At 55.8% G+C, this 17,437-nt stretch carries 14 protein-coding genes and 1 tRNA gene; 12 read left to right on the top strand and 3 right to left on the bottom strand.

What is annotated here, in order from left to right; all coding sequences use genetic code 11:
* Positions 1-33 precede the first annotated feature (33 nt).
* A complete protein-coding gene (locus ACI2KK_RS03875) occupies positions 34-1,248 on the top strand; it encodes a methyltransferase (RefSeq protein WP_404667941.1) in 1,215 nt (404 codons plus the stop codon).
* Positions 1,249-1,984: 736 nt separating this feature from the next.
* Here the strand turns inward: ACI2KK_RS03875 and mdtI are convergent.
* Together mdtI and ACI2KK_RS03865 are read right to left on the bottom strand one after the other, a co-directional pair.
* On the bottom strand, positions 1,985-2,302 hold the full coding sequence (gene mdtI / locus ACI2KK_RS03870) for a multidrug/spermidine efflux SMR transporter subunit MdtI (RefSeq protein WP_404667940.1): 318 nt from the start codon (positions 2,300-2,302) through the stop codon (positions 1,985-1,987).
* Positions 2,296-2,655 (bottom strand): SMR family transporter, encoded by a 360-nt coding sequence (locus ACI2KK_RS03865; protein WP_404667939.1) that lies wholly within the window; start codon positions 2,653-2,655, stop codon positions 2,296-2,298. Before ACI2KK_RS03865 ends, mdtI begins: the two co-directional genes overlap by 7 nt.
* A gap of 555 nt (positions 2,656-3,210) precedes the next feature.
* Here ACI2KK_RS03865 and ACI2KK_RS03860 point away from each other — a divergent pair.
* The 8 genes from ACI2KK_RS03860 to ACI2KK_RS03825 all read left to right on the top strand — a co-directional run bounded on the left by ACI2KK_RS03860 (position 3,211) and on the right by ACI2KK_RS03825 (position 11,143).
* Positions 3,211-3,462 (top strand): hypothetical protein, encoded by a 252-nt coding sequence (locus ACI2KK_RS03860; protein ID WP_404667938.1) that lies wholly within the window; start codon positions 3,211-3,213, stop codon positions 3,460-3,462.
* A gap of 98 nt (positions 3,463-3,560) precedes the next feature.
* A tRNA-Thr gene (locus tag ACI2KK_RS03855) sits at positions 3,561-3,636 on the top strand.
* 163 nt (positions 3,637-3,799) lie between these two features.
* Complete coding sequence (locus tag ACI2KK_RS03850; RefSeq protein ID WP_404667937.1) at positions 3,800-5,119, top strand: tyrosine-type recombinase/integrase; 1,320 nt, start codon at positions 3,800-3,802, stop codon at positions 5,117-5,119.
* Positions 5,120-6,051: 932 nt separating this feature from the next.
* On the top strand, positions 6,052-7,035 hold the full coding sequence (locus ACI2KK_RS03845) for an integrase domain-containing protein (protein ID WP_404667936.1): 984 nt from the start codon (positions 6,052-6,054) through the stop codon (positions 7,033-7,035).
* Positions 7,028-7,333, top strand: a complete 306-nt coding sequence (locus tag ACI2KK_RS03840; RefSeq protein ID WP_404667935.1) for a hypothetical protein — start codon at positions 7,028-7,030, stop codon at positions 7,331-7,333. Before ACI2KK_RS03845 ends, ACI2KK_RS03840 begins: the two co-directional genes overlap by 8 nt.
* Before the next feature lie 206 nt (positions 7,334-7,539).
* Positions 7,540-8,742, top strand: a complete 1,203-nt coding sequence (locus ACI2KK_RS03835) for an ABC-three component system protein (protein WP_404667934.1) — start codon at positions 7,540-7,542, stop codon at positions 8,740-8,742.
* A complete protein-coding gene (locus tag ACI2KK_RS03830) occupies positions 8,739-9,212 on the top strand; it encodes a hypothetical protein (RefSeq protein WP_404667933.1) in 474 nt (157 codons plus the stop codon). The genes ACI2KK_RS03835 and ACI2KK_RS03830 overlap by 4 nt, the downstream gene beginning before the upstream one ends.
* Positions 9,213-9,214: 2 nt before the next feature.
* Positions 9,215-11,143 (top strand): AAA family ATPase, encoded by a 1,929-nt coding sequence (locus tag ACI2KK_RS03825; RefSeq protein ID WP_404668079.1) that lies wholly within the window; start codon positions 9,215-9,217, stop codon positions 11,141-11,143.
* Positions 11,144-11,224: 81 nt separating this feature from the next.
* On the opposite strand, the gene ACI2KK_RS03820 is transcribed toward ACI2KK_RS03825, so the two are convergent.
* Entirely contained in the window at positions 11,225-14,239 is a 3,015-nt protein-coding gene (locus ACI2KK_RS03820) for a reverse transcriptase domain-containing protein (protein WP_404667932.1), read from the bottom strand.
* A 773-nt stretch (positions 14,240-15,012) separates the two neighbouring features.
* Here ACI2KK_RS03820 and nirK point away from each other — a divergent pair.
* From nirK to ACI2KK_RS03805, 3 genes are all read left to right on the top strand, one after another.
* Positions 15,013-16,155, top strand: coding sequence for a copper-containing nitrite reductase (gene nirK, locus ACI2KK_RS03815; RefSeq protein ID WP_404667931.1), 1,143 nt, complete (start codon positions 15,013-15,015; stop codon positions 16,153-16,155).
* A 78-nt stretch (positions 16,156-16,233) separates the two neighbouring features.
* Complete coding sequence (locus ACI2KK_RS03810; RefSeq protein ID WP_217841358.1) at positions 16,234-16,449, top strand: DUF3079 domain-containing protein; 216 nt, start codon at positions 16,234-16,236, stop codon at positions 16,447-16,449.
* Between the two features lie 57 nt (positions 16,450-16,506).
* Complete coding sequence (locus ACI2KK_RS03805; protein WP_404667930.1) at positions 16,507-17,310, top strand: Suppressor of fused protein (SUFU); 804 nt, start codon at positions 16,507-16,509, stop codon at positions 17,308-17,310.
* Positions 17,311-17,437 lie beyond the last annotated feature (127 nt).

Here is a 17,437-nt window from a genome sequence, read left to right as displayed (position 1 = left end):
GCGCCCCCTTCCAGAACGCGCCCCGGTTCCTGCATGAACACAACCACCTACCTGCACACCCCCCACCTGCTCGAGCGCTTCCAGGCCCTCGACCAGTTCATCACCCAGCACCAGCACCTGTGGCGCCCGCGCCCCTTCACCCTGCTGCACCTGGGCTGGGAAACCGAACACCCCGAGCTGTCCACCTGGCTGCGCCAACGCACCCTGGAGCAGGCCGAAGCCGCACACCACCCCGAGCAGTTGCCAGCCCCGGCGCCCTTCCCGCAGTTGGCCGCCCAATCCCAGCAGCTGTCGGCCGCAGGCGATTTGCCCGACGCCGGCCTGCCCCCCGCCGGCCACCGCCTGGACGTCGCCGTACCAGGGCGCAAATGGCAACAGATCGAAGCCTTCACCCGCCGCTTGGCCTTCTCGCAACCGCCGCGCCACTGGCTGGACTGGTGCTCGGGCAAGGGCCACCTGGGCCGCCGCCTGCTGCAGCCCGGCCAGCAACTGACTTGCCTGGAATACGACGCCGAGCTGGTGCAGGCCGGCCAGGCCCTGAGCGAGCACCACCACCTGCCCGCCACCCACGTGCAGCAGGATGTGATGGCCAGCGACAGCGCCCGGCACCTGGCCCGCGACACCAGCGCGGTCGCCCTGCACGCCTGCGGCGACCTGCACATGCGCCTGCTGCAGCTGGCCAGCCAGCACGGCTGCCGCCAGTTGGCCGTGGCCCCGTGCTGCTACAACCGTACCCAGGCCGAGACCTACCAGCCGTTATCCACTGCCGCCAAGGGTTCGTTACTGCAACTGTCCCGGGATGACCTGGGCTTGCCCCTGAGCGAGGCCGTTACTTCCAGCGCCCGGGTACGGCGCCAGCGCGACACCTCCATGGCCCGCCGCCTGGGTTTCGATTTGCTGCAGCGCGAACAACGCGGCATCGACGAATACCTGCCGACCCCCTCCCTGGCCGTTGACTGGCTGGCCAAACCCTTCGAGCAATACTGCCGCGACCTGGCCGAGCTGCGGCAGGTCGAGCTAACCGGCAGCCCCGACTGGCAGGCCCTGGAAGCCGCCGGCTGGCAACGCCTGGCCGAGGTACGCAACCTCGAGCTGGTGCGCAAGCTGTTCCGCCGGCCGCTGGAGATGTGGCTGGTACTCGACCGCGCGCTGTTTTTGGCCGAGCAAGGCTACGAGGTAAAAGTCGGCGTGTTCTGCGACTACCCGCTCACCCCGCGCAACCTGCTGGTGTTGGCTGAACGCAGTTGACAGCCTGTGGATAACTCTGTGAACAAGCTTTTGATGAAAATCGCGATTTAGTGGATCCAATCGCTATTTAGACCGCTTCGCTTATTCCAGGCAGCTTATGAAAACCAGTAAAAACAGGCCTTTGCGCAAAGACCGGTGGTAACGCCCTTCGGCATGCCTTTCGCGCAAGCAGCCAATGCCGCTTGTGCATAAGCCTTCGAGTGTGCTTGCGATCAAGCCCTCTGCGGTGGCCGATTTGCCGGCGATATGGCAGCCCTGCAGCAGACGTGCAGGAGCAACTGCCTTGCTCAATTTCCAAAAGCCGGCGCGATCCCTGTAGGAGATCACACAGCCCTCTAGGGCTGCGCTGTCGCGCAGAGAACTGGGCACGAGCCCACCGCGGCCCCTGTGGGAGCGGGCTTGCCGGAGTGCCGGACCACCGCGAAGCAGGCGACGCGGTGTCTGGCACCGGCTTCGCCGGTGTTCGCGGGCAAGCCCGCTCCCACAGGCCCCTGCTAAATCAATGAGTTGTGTGCAGTTCTATGAGAGCCGGCATGCCGGCGATAGGGCCGGCACAGGCGAATGCTGGCACCGGCTGTGCCGGTGATCGCCGGCAAGCCGGCTCCTACAGAGTCGCGCGAAGCCCGAACCAAGCGCCGTACCAGTGGGAGCGGCCTTGCGCCGCGAATGGGCTGCAACGCAGCCCCAACAGACTCACGCCAAACGCAAAACCCCCACACCTCGCAAAACGTGCCCCTCAAGCCAACTTCAACAACCCCATCCCCACCAGCAGCAACAGCAACCCCAACCACCCGCGCCCCACCAGACGCTGCCCAAACAGCGCCCAGCCCATGGCCACGGTAGCCAGAATCCCGAAGCCCCCCCAAATGGCGTAGGCCAAGGACAACTCGATGTCCTGCACCGCCTGCGCCAGCGCGGTAAAGGCCGCCAGCACGCAGGCAATCGAGGCCAAACCCAGCCCCTTGCGACGGAAACCGTCGGAATACTTGAGCAACAGGTTCGCCAGCACTTCAAGGGCAATGGCCAAACCCAGCCACAGGAACGCAATCAGCATGGCAGCGCCTCCCCTTCAGCTTTGGCAGGTGTGCTGCGGGTACCGGCCTTGACCAGCAAGATGCCGGCAATCATCACCGCCAGGCCCAGGGCCTTGGCCCAGCCCAGGCTTTCACCGAGCCACAACACGCTGACCAGGGTAATCAGCACGATGCCGATGCCCTCCCACAGCGCATAAGCAACGCCCACCGGCACCCGCTTGACCGCCAGGGCCAGGAAGAAATACGACAGGCAGATCATCACGTACATGACGGCATGCCCGATTAATGGGGACGAAGTGGCGGCGAGTTTCATCGACGCCGTGCCGATCACCTCGGCGGTGATGGCAACGATCAGATAGATCCAGGAACGCATGGTGCCCTCCCATGGGCGACAGCAGCCGAGCGCGCAGGCATCGGCGCGAGACAGAGACGTTAAGGCTGTGAAGGGAGGGAGGCGCTAGAGGTCGCCGGTCCAGTGACGTTCACGGGAGACCAGGCGGGAGGTAGAGAGGAGCTTGAAAGCTTTACTGTTCAACATAATGAACACAAGGTTAGCCGAGGCCACCTGCAAAGTCAAAATACGCCGCCTGCGGCCAAACACCGCGGCGCAATCGTAAAATATATTAAGCATTCGATTTTAGCGGCATCGATTGATATCATATAGCCACCAATCATGGATGAAGCCCTGCAGGGCCAAACGGTGTATCATCGCCGGCTGCCCGCGATGCATCCGCTGGGCGTCCCGGCCTTACGGCCTGCGACGCTAACTGCACGGGCAAAGCGGAAGCGCGTCACAGCCACCGCTTCTGAAGCTACCTGTTGCACAGCAGCAGCCGCTAAAATTGCCGCCCACAGCCACACCACTGGCCTTCGGCAACACCACCATCCAGCGTTTTTGACTACAGACCTTGGAACGGATTCGAACATCGTGAAACACGCCAAGCCCTTTGCCCTGCTGACCGTCGCCCTGGTCATGACTGGCTGCGCCAGCCCCGCCCCGACCGCCAAGCCCACCACGCTGGACTGGAACACCCCAGGCATGCAACTCGGCGGCGACCGCGGCCTGCCCCTGCACGCCACCGAAAGCCCGTGCCGCAAGCGCGGCTGCGACAACGACAAGCTGTTCTTCAACCCTGGCAAAACCGAGCCAGGCGTGAACACCATCCACCGCGGCTGGTAAGAAATTTCTCCTTTTGCCTCGGTGACTTAGGGTATCGCAGGCAGATTGCGAGGAAGTGGTTTACAGGCTCGATTCCATCGCTATAATGACGCCCCTGTGCCGGTATAGCTCAGATGGTAGAGCAACTGACTTGTAATCAGTAGGTCCCGGGTTCGATTCCTGGTGCCGGCACCATTCAAGGTTCCATAGAAAGCTTTCAAAATCTCTGGAACCCCCGAAAAACCCGCCTTCTGGCGGGTTTTTTCGTTTTGGCGTTCCGTCGGATTCCGCGGGTAGCCAGCGCTAATAAGGGTAGTTTTAAGGATAGAGGTCCGTTTCGATATCGGAGACTACCCTTATGGCCCGCACCACTGCCCCGCTTACAGACACCGCCTGTCGCACGGCAAAGCCCAGAGAGCGCGAGTACAAGCTCTTCGACGGCGACGGTCTTTACCTGCTTGTGCAACCCAACGGCCGCAAAGGCTGGCGGCTCAGGTACGTGAAACCCGATGGCCGCGAAGGCCTGACCGCCCTCGGCAGCTACCCGGTGGTCGGGCTGGGCGACGCACGCCGCAAGCGCTTCGAGATCAAGCAGCAGCTCGCCAACGGCATAGACCCCATCCAGTACAAGCAACAAACCAAGACCCAAGCCGTGATCAACGGCCGCACCTTCGAAAGCGTTGCGCTCGACTGGTATGCGAGCATGGTGCCGAAGTGGGCGCCCGGCCACGCCAAGACTGTGCTCAGCCGGTTGAATACTCACGTATTCCCTTTGCTTGGAGCCAGGGCAATCGTTGAGTTGGACACCCACGACCTCATGCAGCCACTGGAAGCCGTGACGAAGCGCGGCACCATCGACGTGGCCCTCAGGATCAAGAACTACCTGCAAAGCATCATGCGTGAAGCCAAACGGCTGCGACTGATCACGGCGAACCCGGCTCACGACCTCGATGGCTCGATCAAGACACCACGGGTCACTCACCGACCCGCATTACCCCTATCGCGACTCCCAGAGCTATTGGCATGCATCGAGGACTACAGAGGTCGCCCGCTCACGCGCCTCACGGTGATGCTGTCGTTGCATGTATTCGTACGCTCCAGCGAACTGCGCTTCGCCCGTTGGAACGAGTTCGACCTCAAGCGCGGCATCTGGGAGATCCCCGACACCCGCCCGGCGCTGGACGGTGTGCCCTTTTCCACAAGGGGTACAAAGATGGCCGGGGATATCCACGTTGTACCCTTATCGCCGCAAGCAGTGGCCTTGCTTGAGCAGATCCACGCGATCACCGGCAAGTTCGACCTGGTGTTCGCGGGAGATGCCAAACCGTGGAAACCCATGTCCGAGAACACGGTGAATGCCGCGCTCAGGACGATGGGCTACGACACCAAGGTGGATATTTGCGGCCACGGGTTCCGAGCCATGGCATGCAGTGCGTTGGTCGAGTCCGGGCTGTGGTCAGAGACGGCCATCGAACGGCAGATGAGCCACAAGGAACGCAACAACGTGCGGGCCGCTTATACCCACAAGGCCGAGTTCCTCGAAGAACGCCGGATGATCATGACCTGGTGGAGCCGGTTTCTGGAGGCGAACCGCGAGGACCATGTGACGCCGCATGAGTTTGCCAAGCAGACGGGCGAGAACGTCACGCGCCTTCGCAGTGCCAAGAGGACCGAGTAACCCGCCGCACCACCACCTCAACTCGCTGTGAAGTTACCCACAGCACCGCATGAAGCTCCTCCGCGCGGGTCCTTTCAAACGGGGCTGCAAAGCCGCCCCGTTTGAAAGGACCATACCTAAGAAAAAAACTGCTGGCACAGCTTACGTCTGTGGAAAACCACTGATGTCCACCGGAGGATAGTTTTATCCACAGGCGCTAAATCCCTGATATCGCGGTGCTTGACGAATATTGTCCACAAGCGTAGACCGGGAGTCGCAAGAGCTGTCGATGACAGCACCCCAGGTGACCCGAACCTTAAAGGTCACGCCGCTCCCGCGGTGGTTCACCCGCAAGTACGATTCGCGTCCGGCAGCTCGTACGGTCACTACCCATGTGATGGATGCCAACTCAATATCGTTGCCCCTGCGGCAACCACCCTACCCATCTGCTCAGCAGCAACCTATCCGCTTGGCCATTTCGCGTGCGCCAACCTGCGCCCGTCTCTTTCTCCTGGAAAGAGACGGGCGCGTCTAACACTGCTGCAGCCCTCATCGCATTTGGCTTTGCGGCAACTTCACTCGTGACAATCGGCGTGACAAACGCCGATGTCATCAGCAACAGCGCTGCAGATGATGGTGCCGCAGACCAGGGAATGGACTGCACCTGACTGACAGTCAGGCATGCCCCGGTCATCGCACCGCTGCGTTCACCCGGCTCAGGATCTCCAGGCACTGGTCTCGTCAGCCAATGCAGCCTCCACCCGCCCACCGGTAACGGTGCTCAAGAGGCCAGATCATGAGATGCCCTTGCTCCCGGTCGTAAGGAGCCGCCAGTCCCGCGTTAGAGGACATCCCCACAGGTCGCAGGGGCCTTGATCCCTGATAACACTCAGCATTCTTGGCGGGATGACGTGGGGAAAGTTTCAAAGCTTGGCTTCGAGCGGAGATCGCCCATGGCACTGGTAGGCAGACGGGAAGGACGGAATTTTGGCTATGGCCGGCAATTGAGCTATGCCGGGCCGCAGGCGTTGCAGGCCATGTTTGGCGGCGGGCATTACGGCACGGTCAAGGCACATGCAGATCGGTGGCAGGCATTCGTACGCTGGTGCCGGTCGGACGATGGGCCGGGGTTTAACGATGCACGGCAGATCGACCGACAGGCCTTGCTGGACTACGCCGGACACCTGCGTCAGCAAGTTGAGCAAGGCGAGCTCGCCATCGCCACCGCGCAAAACCGGTTGTCCAGCGTGAACCGAACCATGGCGGCGCTTCGCGGTGATCAACATGTGAAAGTGCAGAGCCCGAGCAAGGCGTTGGGAATGCAGCGCACCGGCATTCGTCACTCAGCGCCGCAAGGCCAAGATCGCGAACAGGTTAAGCAAATAGTCGACGTACTCTGCGAGCGACAGATGCCACGCGCCGCTGCCATCGTTCAATTAGCGCGTGCCACTGGCATGCGCCTGCGTGAGGCCATCCTCGCTGACCTGCCACGGCTATGCCGGGAGGCCAAAAACCTCGGCAAGATCAATATTCAAGATGGCACCAAAGGTGGCCGTTCTGGTGCTTCAGCGCCGCGCTGGATTGCAGTGGATCAGCACGTTCGTGATGCACTTGGATTTGCAGCGCAGGTTTCGCCAACTGGTAGCCGAAATCTAATTGCGCCCGATGAAAGCTACATGAGCGTGCTGCAACACGTAGTACGCACTGCGCGGGATGTTCTGCACACACATGACCTCAAAGGCTTTCATGAACTGCGAGCGGCTTTCGCCTGTGAGCGCTATGAGCAGATCACCCAGCACCGCGCACCTATCAATGGAGGCCGGTGTTACAAAATCGACAGCGGCCTTGATCGTGATGCCCGAACGCAAATCAGCTATGAGCTGGGGCACAGCCGCATCGATGTGGTCGCAGCCTATATCGGCGGCCGCCATGGGTAAGCCATTCGATATGGAGCTGTTCCTTGCTGGCGTACTGACCGGCTCACACGCGACCCGACAACGCCATCTGCGCCAGGCGAAAATCATCCAGGCTGAAATCGCAGAACGCTGGCAGCGAGAAACACCTTGGGCTTGGCAGAGAAAGCATCTGGCTTGGTTTCTTGAACAACACCTGAGCCAACGGAGTAAGGAGACGCGGTATTACTACCTGCTCACTGTCAGGCTGATCGCTCAGCGTCTACAAACGTCATGGGTTTTCAGTATCAGAAGGGAACCTAACCATAACGAAAATCTATAGCAGCACAAAGGGCACAGTCGGCCCCGCAAATAAATTTGCTCTCCTTTATCACTCACGGTGGGGATTTCCAGAGCGTGGTCGCGACGTCGATTCAGGCAACCGATCGGAACACAACCCATAAAGGGTGCAACAAGTAGAGCCATATGGCATATTGACAGCAATGAAAACACTGATTTGGTTTATGTCAAATATGAGGACATCCAGGGATGATTGAGCCAGACGCAAAAAAAATCGGGGTGGTATTTATTCACGGCTTTACGGGTAACGCCGTTACTTGGATGAACTCAGCCGGCGAGCGTTTTTGCGATATGTTGTCGTCGGAAACACAAATATGCGAAGAATATGAATTCTTCGAATTTCATTATTACACCCAGCTTGTAGATATATTTAAATCTGTAGCAGTTCAGAATTTAAAAAAGATTTTAAATAAAATCCCGTTCGTAAACTTTGATACGAAAATACAAAAAAATAAGCCAATACGCTATCTGAGCAATCAACTTAACAGTTACCTTCGCACCGAGCTTGAAGACTTTGATGAGGTCGTGCTTGTCGCTCACAGCATGGGAGGATTGATAGCGAAGGATCATATTCTAAACTACGTTCCAGGAGAAGGTCCTCGCCCAATCGGGTACGTATCCATGGCAGTGCCACATAAAGGGTCCATAGGAGCAATATTGCTGTCGCCTACAGGAAACGTTAACGCTAAGGAGATGCAGCCACTTTCAGAATATTCCGACGCGCTAAACACTGAATGGTATGAACGGAAAGACGAGTTACCGAAGTGCGTATATTTGATCGCAACCCATGACGAGTGCGTTCCAGAAGTAAGTTCACTGCCCTACAAGGTAAAGACAGCAGATAAGTTTACCTTGAATCATGATCACACCTCGATTTGTAAGCCTGACAATAAAAAAGACTTGTCATATAAGAGAGTTAAAAAGTTCCTTGAGGAAATTTCCTATCACAAGAGCATGACGAGCATTGCCTCTGTTGAGTACGTAGGGGATGACGATAGCTTCAACAAAGAGGCATTTGTTATCAAGCTAATACTTTCAGAAGTCGGCGAAATGGGGGTGGAGGACGCAAAAGCATCTTTCTTTCATGCTGAAATAATTTCGAAAGCGGCTAGAAAAGACGACAAAGAGCATCTTATAGACTTGCAAGCTAAAGTTCTGAGCATTTATCGCCAAACATTCAACGGCAATCGCACTAAAACAGCCGATGAAATCTTTCTCGCAGTACATAAAGAACTCAGAGACCAAGACGACAAGCTACTTGCCTGCGGTGTAAAATATATAAACTTCTTACATAAAGGTGGTTTACTTCATCAGTTAGCGAATAAAGTTGATCGCACAGTGATTTGGGATAAAAACGTCACTGATAACGATGTCCGCGAGCAGATGCTATGAGCGCAGTGACTAATTTAACTGACTTCCGAGAAGAAATGTATGTATCTCTATTCCGGCGCTGGCTTGTGATTGAACAGTTGGGACGCAACACGAAAGGCGACCTGACACTGACCATGCATAAAGGTGCGTTATTCGACTATCTGTTGAAAAACCCCAAGGATATGCATTCATTTCTTGTTGCGTTCAATCGGCTGAACGAAAACAGTCCATATGACGATGTTCTTTATAGTAATGACGCAGAGTTCGGATCTTATCAAGATGTGACCGAATTTCTTGAGGGAGCGCTCATTCTTGAAGCCGGAGGTTACGTTGAAATTAAAGTTATCGGTTCGGAATGTTATATTGCGTCTAACTCTAAGCCTGTCGACATTGATTCGCCTTTGGTCGACAACTGGAAGTTAAGCCTATCGCTACTCAAACCACTCGTCGGCAAGTCATTAAATGTTCTCCAAAAGAATAGCTTGAGGTGAAAATGGAATTTAGTCCTTACCTGTTAGTTCGAAAACTCATTGTGAAAGGGATTGACTCTAGCTACGAGGCTGTATTTAAAGAAGGTCTGAACGTAATCTGGGGGGATATGGATTGCGGGAAGTCAAGCATTCTCAATCTTATCGATTATTGCCTAGGGGGGAGTAACTCCAATCTTTTGTACGAAGAAATGTCCGCAAGAGGGCGTTCAGTACAATTGGAAGTTGATTTGAGCGGGACTATATGTACATTTCAGCGCTCCATATCTCACGCCGAGAGCGCCATCATGGTTTATATGTGTGGCCTAGACGAAATCGAAAATGCTTTCCCCATGTTGATGTCTGGATCCTCCACCCAAGAAATGCCTGACGGTTGGGTGTCTGATTTTATTCTAGATTCTTTGGGAATCGCGAAAGTAAGTATCAAAGAGTCTCGATACAGAGACGACGCGAACTCGGACAGACTGAGTTTTCGTGACTTGATGAAATTACTATACTTAAAACAGACTAAGGTGGGTGCTGACAGCCTACTAAACCACGGAAACAATGCCCTTTTCAATAAAAATATTGAAGTCCAAAAGTTTGTTTACAACATCCATGACAACAAAATTTCCGGGTTGGAAAAGGAGTTGGCGGGTGAAGCCAGTGAATTGAACAAACTCAAAGCTACTCAGGCTGCTGTTTACAAATTCTTAGCTGATGTAAAGGTATCTATGCAAGCGGCCTCCGAAGAGGATATCCAGCTCGTAGAGGAAGACCTGCAAACGTTAGAAGAAAATGGAGAGGGGTTGAAACGTGACTACCAGTTTGCCACTGATCTAGCGCTGTCTATGGCAGAGGATATCGCCGGACTGAAGAGCGAATTGTCGAAAAAAAGGATTACAATTGATGACAACTTACGAAAATACAAATCTTTTACCAGCTTAAAGTCTACGTATCAAAATGATCTAGAATGCTTGAAGGTCTCTAAAATAACAAGAGATAGTATTTCTATCGACAAGCTAAAAGAGCATGAACTTTCGTGCCCTCTATGTCGGAGCAGAATTCCAATATCATCAGATTATCTTGAAGCAGATGTGATTGACTCAGAAATCACATCGATTAGGAATAGGGCGTCTGGCGTGCAATTAATGCTGGACAGAATCTGGAATGAAAACAAACAACTATCAGAGGACGCTGATAACATCTCTGCCTCACTGAGCAAAGTATCAGTAGACTTCGACACTCTGAATATTGAAAACATATCGGCCTTGCTAGCATCCATTGAGAAGGTCGAGAGGCAAAAAGTAGAGTTGCGCGTAAAAATGGCCCAATACAAACGCGACCTCTCGATCAACAACAAGTATGACGATCTATCCAAGAAAATAGAAAGCAAAGAGACTGTTGTTTCCCGATTAAAAGCAAACATTAAAATTGCCCAGGACGCACTAATAGGGCTGGATTCAGTTATAGCGGCTCTTTCCGGCATATTTAGATACTATGTTAGGAATAGCGGTTTACAAAACGTCCACCACGTATATTTTGACAAGAGATTCATTCCGCACTTTAGAGATATCTCTTATTACAATCACTCGTCCGGCGGCGTGCGAACTATAACGTCTATTTTGAGCTTTGCAGCTCGACTGAAGTTCTTACTGAAGTCACCAGGAAATCTTCCAACATTTTTAATGGTGGACACTCCCGGACAGAACATTGGCAGAAACGTCCGCGATGATGAGGATTCTGAGTTCTCTGATCCAGTCGTTTACGATAAAATCTTCAAACGCTTCGTCTCAATTTGCGCCTACGCAAAACGTGAAAAACGCATCTGTCAAATAATTGTGGTAGATAATGATTTGCCAAAATTTTTAGTGGAGGGAAAAAACTTCCACCTAGTGAAGCGATTTAGTAAGCATGGTTCAGTTTTTGAAAAGGGGCTGATTAACGATTATTGATCTGCTCACGCATAAATAGGGGACAGGCCACGACCTAAAATAGTCAATCGTGATCTGTCCCTTGTTACTTTCGAGTCAGCCCTAAGCCCCTTTGGGTAATACTTTCCGGTCCGATACCAGGTCTTCGTTAAAACCATCTGGCACTGGTTTGAAACCTGAGGCCGGCGAGCGGTGACTGGACTGAAACTGACGCAGACTCAACACATCGATTTCACCTGTAATGCAATAGTCGTGATTACCACCCTTGACGCGCAATATGTCGCGCTTCCAGCGATCACTATAGGGCGCGCGGATACGGCTATCACCAAAGAGGCGATTATTGCACTGGATGATATAGGCATGAATATCCAAGGCTGCAGACTCCACCAGTGCATTGAATGTGTCGGTATCGCGGTTCCACTCTGGAACAAACAGTGCATCGACTTGGCCGCGTAAGTCAGCGCGGTAACGGATATTGGTCAGTTCGCTGCAGATCATGATGGCGAAGCGGAAGTCCCCATGCTGGATGACCGGGGGCTTTTGCCACTGTTGCTCTTGAGTTGGCTGCATCTGTAGACCTGCTAGGCGAAAGAGCTCTTGCTCTTCGTGGAATGCTGGGCGTTGTTTATCCTGGCGGTAGAGCATCAGCGAAGAAAACCCAAGGCCATCGTGAATCAGCGAAGCCCAAACCTGATGGCGGACATACTTTCTCGGTGCGTGGAAGTACTCCATACCTGCGATCAAAGATATGCCACGGCCCTTAAGCTTGTCGGCAATACGCATAAACCACTGGGCGGGCAGAGACACTTCCGGAAGAATCAAGTAACCAGCGCCGTCAGGTCGAGAGATCAGTTCGTTGATTAGGCGGTTGATGCGTTGATAACGGTGAAGACCGTCTGGGTCGGGTAATCCCATGATAGCAGCGGTAAAGCTTTCATCTTTGGTTTCCAAGCTGGCTACAGCGATGGTTTTTTTGGCTTTGGACTCTCCGTCCGGGATATGTAAAACCTGATTTTTATCGAGGCGCGGCATCTTGTGCTCGGTCAGCTCAAAGCCTCGTAGTGCTCGCACCACCAGCCCCATGGTCTGGCGGCTGGAGGCAGCAAAAGGATTGGGCGCTATGAGGTAGAGCTCATTAAGGCTGAACGGGCGAGTGGCGAAGGTTAGACCTGGCGGGGTACCGCGTTTAAATTTGAGCCAATTGGCAAGCGTGGAGATGCCGTCGGTCATCTTGTCAGGCAGTAGCTCTTCTGCGTTGACCGTCGCGAAGTTTTTACGGAGTGGTATCCCACGCTGGCTGACCATTTCTTGAGGGAGGCCTGCAAAGCGCAAGGGAATATGGGCGAGGTCAAAGCTGAACATACGAGCTTGAAGCTTCTGAATGTGTTGGCTGGTGATGTTCTGTGGCCTGTCCAATAAGTTACTCCAGATGATAGAAGCAAGGCCTTCTATATGGCTTGTCATCTGGTTCTTCCAAGCGGTAGCCCCCGACTTGCTGAGGCGGGAGGGAAACGCTGAGACGATGCTCTGCGCTATAACTTCCCCTATGGACCGTTTCCACGATTCTTGGGCTTCGGCTGGCACGTCGGTCACAGCCAGGCTTTTGATCTCTAGAGCGCAGTCTTTTTCGACTTTATTGATTAGGCAGGCGAGTGCGCTAATGATCTTGCCTAGATACTCAAAATCTTCACAGGCTGTAGCCATGCGGATGATACGTGGCAGGTATTGAGCCAGTTCGAAGAACTTCACCGGAGTCAGCAGATGCTCGATGACTGCTGCGAAAAAGGCATGACGGTGTGCTTGCCAATCCTCTGGGGAGAGATCGCGCTCGAAAGCTTCGTAGTTGCGAAGGCTGAGAGCAAAGCCAGCACGGTGCAGCGTCAGGGCATCTGTTTTGCGTAGGTTGTCTGCTTGCTCACCGGCAAAGTTGGTGGCTTTGACTAGGTCAGTAGCTACTGTGCTGGGGGAGTTCGGCAGATCAGGTAAGGCGCGCCATTCACTTGCACGCTGGTTGATCTGTTCGGAAATGGCATTGACCAGAGCGGTACCTGGCGAACCGGCAAGGATGAACAGCTTATTTTTGCTGTTTGCAAAAGCAATGCGGTCGTCTTTCAGATAGTCCGGCTTGAATAGGATACTGGCGTTTTCCTTTCTGAGCAGATCCTTGCCTCCGTCGCGGCTGAAGATCCACTCCCAAAACTGCTCAGTGGTTTTGATGTCACTGGCGTTTTCCATGACCAGCAGAATGTCGTCCACATAGCGGCCGTAATACAGCGGCACTACCTCTTGCTCGATGAACCGGTCTAGCCCGATTAGCGCCGCATTGGCAACCACTGCAGACGCCGGTAAACCTACTGGTAACCCTTTTCCTAGTGGCGTTTTTTGTGCCCAGGCCAACAAGGCGGAAATGAACAGACGGTTCAGTTTTGACTGCGATCCACTCAGTTCAATTTTGGCTAATTTGAGGAATCTATCGTCAAGCATAAAGCCGGGGCTTAGCTCATGATAGAAACTGCTCACATCAGCAGTTAGTGCCAATACTTTTTTCTTCTCGCTTAGGGCTGTGCGCATCGCCTTGATGCCGCCGTCGCGCCATTCGCGGAAGGGTCTGAGATAAGGCTTGAATGATCCAAGGGCCCATGTATTGATCTCATCGTGCCGGTTACGGCGCAGGCGGCCTCCAAATACATTGCTGCTGAGCTGTTTGTCGATGAGGTCGCCGACCTCCATCATCCATAGTGATGACAGCACGTGAAAATCGATGCTGCAGCGGGCCATAAGGCGGAATACGGCTGTGGGAGGGTTGCCGGCTTCAATCGCGCTTAGCCACTCGGCCTCCGGTGAGGCGAAGATCAGGCTTTGATCCTTCTCTACCTTTGCGACCTTAATTTCTTTAGGGGCCAGCGTCCAAGTGCCGAGAAATGCGGGGGACTTCACCCAGTCCTCGCTCGCTGCCTCGATCTGATCCTTCAGGTGAGCGAGGTTTTGGCTCAGATTGTCTTCATAGCTAGCGATATCAAACAGCAAAGGATTGGTTGAGTAGTAGAGATCAACCTTGGCCTTGCGGTAGGCAAGGCCAAGATCATGCAGCGATACCGATATCTGAGTGACGTCCATTTCTTATCCTTCGACAACCCTGAAATATCCTAGATCTTACCGAAAGCAGGCATGAGTGGGCTAAGGCATCACAAAGCCCGTATCTCTATTCACTGGTTTTTATAAGCAGCTCAACCTGAAAACTTGGAGAGCAATCCAAATACGGTAAACCATGGCTGAAAATCAGGTGCTCGGAACCTAATCGACCAACGGCGGGAGAAAGGATACTTTTAGGGATAAATCGGTCAAATAAATCAGACAAAACTCATAAAAATCATATACATAAAAATCAGTTCGACTCTTGGTGCCCATACGCAATATCAAAAATGGCTCACCGCAAGGCGGGCCTTTTTTTCAGCTGACACCAAAGCACCCGCCTATCGCCACTAACACAAACATCGCTCACCCCTGCATCAAAACCTTCTGCAACCGCCGAATCTCCCCTCCCCCCACCTCCAACGCCACATTCCGCCCTTCCTTCCCCAACCCACTCACCAAAACCACCCCACCCTTAACAAAATTCCGCTCCTGCGCCAGCGGATACAGCGCAATAATGTGGTCCACACTCACCACATACTGCCGATGGTTAACCCCTTCAAAACAAACAAACCGGCTCACGCCCTGCGCTCCCCTGAAGCCGCTGCACGCTGGCAACCCACCCCTGTGAGCGTAGCCTGCACCAGCAACGCCATCACCCCGCCACTACCCCACTTGTTGTTTTCGCTCAATAAACCGCACACAAAATACGGTTATCCATTAGCGCGACGGCTTTCGTCGACTTACGGAGAAGTCCCATGAGCGAGCAAGAAGGAGTAGCCCTGACCCGGCGTGGCGTCCTTGCCGGCGGCGTGTTGCTGGGCGTTGGTGCCAGCCTGTTGGTCAGTAACCAGGCGCGGGCAGCAACGCCAGCACAGCAAAAACCGGCAACGGCCCTGGCGAAGATGGAACGGGTCAAGGTCGAGCTGGTGGCCCCACCCCAGGTGCACGCCCACAACCAACAAGCACCGGGCCAGCCACGTATCGTCGAATTCCGCATGGTCATCGAGGAAAAGGAGCTGGCGGTCGACAACCAGGGCGCCTTCATCCACGCCATGACCTTCAACGGCTCGGTGCCGGGCCCGCTGATGGTGGTGCACGAGGGCGACCAGGTCGAGCTCACCCTGGTCAACCCGGCCAGCAACAGCATGATGCACAACATCGACTTCCACGCTTCCACCGGCGCCCTGGGCGGCGGCGAGCTGACCCACGTGCAGCCGGGCCAGCAGGTGAAGCTGCGCTTCAAGGCCGACCGCGCCGGGGTGTTCGTGTACCACTGCGCACCGGGCGGGGTGATGATCCCCTGGCATGTGGTGTGCGGCATGAACGGCGCGATCATGGTGCTGCCGCGCGATGGCCTGAAAGACCCCGAGGGCCGGCCGCTGCACTACGACAAGGTGTGGTACATCGGCGAACAGGACTACTACATCCCCCGCGACAGCAGCGGCAAGTTCAAGCGCTACCCCACCCCCATCGCCAGCTTCGGCGACATGCAGCAACTGATGAAGGGGCTGGTGCCGTCGCACATCGTGTTCAACGGCAGCGTAGGTGCGCTGACCGGCGAACACGCCCTCAGTGCCAAGGTGGGCGAGACGGTGCTGATCGTCCATTCCCAGGCCAACCGCGATACCCGCCCGCACCTGATCGGCGGCCATGGCGACTACGTGTGGGCCTCGGGCAAGTTCGCCAACCCGCCGCAGCGCAACCTGGAAACCTGGTTCATCCCGGGCGGCGCGGCGGGTGCGGCGCTGTACACCTTCCGCCAGCCCGGCCTGTACACCTACCTCAACCACAACCTGATCGAGGCGGTGATGCTGGGGGCTGCGGCCCATGTACAGGTGCAAGGGCAATGGGACGACGAACTGATGAGCCAGCTGGAGGCGCCCGGGCCGATCCGCTGAGGCGTTGACCCAAATCACGCCGATTGGCCATGGGCGGCATAGCCTGTGGTTCAGGTACCCACTTCATGGAGGGAGACCATGGCCAAGAAATTCCCCGCCAACCCCAGCCACCCCGAGCGCATCTGCTGGGGTTGCGACCTGTACTGCGCGGCCAGTGCGCTGGCCTGCGGCAACGGCGCCAGCCGCACCATGCACCCGGCCGAGCTGTTCGGTGAGGACTGGGACAGCTTCGACAACGGCCTGGAAACGCCGCTGGACGCCAAGCCGGTCACGCTGCAGCCAGGCAGCGGTTGAGCACCTGGGCGGCGCACGGCACCATGGCGGTCGCCCAATTACCCGCAAGGACCGCCCATGGACTTCTTCAAGAAACTGTTCGGCCTGCAGCGCCCGAAACAAGCTGAACAGCCGACCGCGCCAGCGCCAGAACCCGCCATGACCGCCGCCGAAGCTGCCAACCAGGCCGCCCGCGAAGCCGGCTGCGCACGCCTGGACCTTCACTGGCAAAGCGTCGGCGAAGTCGAGCAGGACGTGCTCGGCTACATGATCAGCCCCAGCCTGATGGGCGGCCCGCACTGGCCGTCCACCCGCCAGGCCTACCGCGTGGTGCGCCGGGCCAACAGCATTGTGCTGGCCACCGACGGGCTGAGCGACCCGTTCGACGATGTCGAAGGCGGCGGCAACGGCTTTGAGCTTGAGCTGTTCATCGAGTCGCCCGACTTCCCTGAAGCAGCACGCACCCCGGGCGATGTCAGCCCGTTCATGCGCACCTGGGCCTTCGATGTAGTGCGTACCGTGGCCTCCACGGTGGCCGACGCTGGTGGCATCAACCATCAGCTGGAGCGCTATGGGGTGCTGTCGTTGGAGCTGCCCGGGGTAAGCCAGTCGCCTTGCATGGGCGATGAAATCCCGGCGCACTTCATCAGCGAGGACGACTGCCTGGGCGTGCTGGTAGGCGGGCCGGCGCCGGACTTTGCCACGCACCTGGCGGACATGCCGCTGTCGCCGGTAACCCTGGTGCCGGTGGTGCTGATCACCGCAGCCGAGCTCGATTACGTGCGCGCAGGCGGCGGGCAGGCACGTAATGACCTGGTGCAGCGCTTGCAGGCGGCGGGGCATGGGCATGTGAGCAAGCTCAGCCGGGAGAGCGTGGTCTGACGCGCCTCGCTGAAGTACGTGGGAGCAACTGACTTGTTCAATTTCTAAAATCTAGCGCGCCCCCTGTAGGAGCCGGCTTGCCGGCGATAGGGCCGGCACAGGCGAATGCTGGCACCGGCTGTGCCGG

This window comes from Pseudomonas sp. NPDC089406 (assembly GCF_044900265.1).
In the GTDB taxonomy this organism is placed as follows: Bacteria; Pseudomonadota; Gammaproteobacteria; order Pseudomonadales; family Pseudomonadaceae; genus Aquipseudomonas; species Aquipseudomonas fakonensis.
The sequence above is the reverse complement of the archived record's forward strand: the minus strand, read 5'-3'. Positions and strand labels throughout refer to the sequence as shown.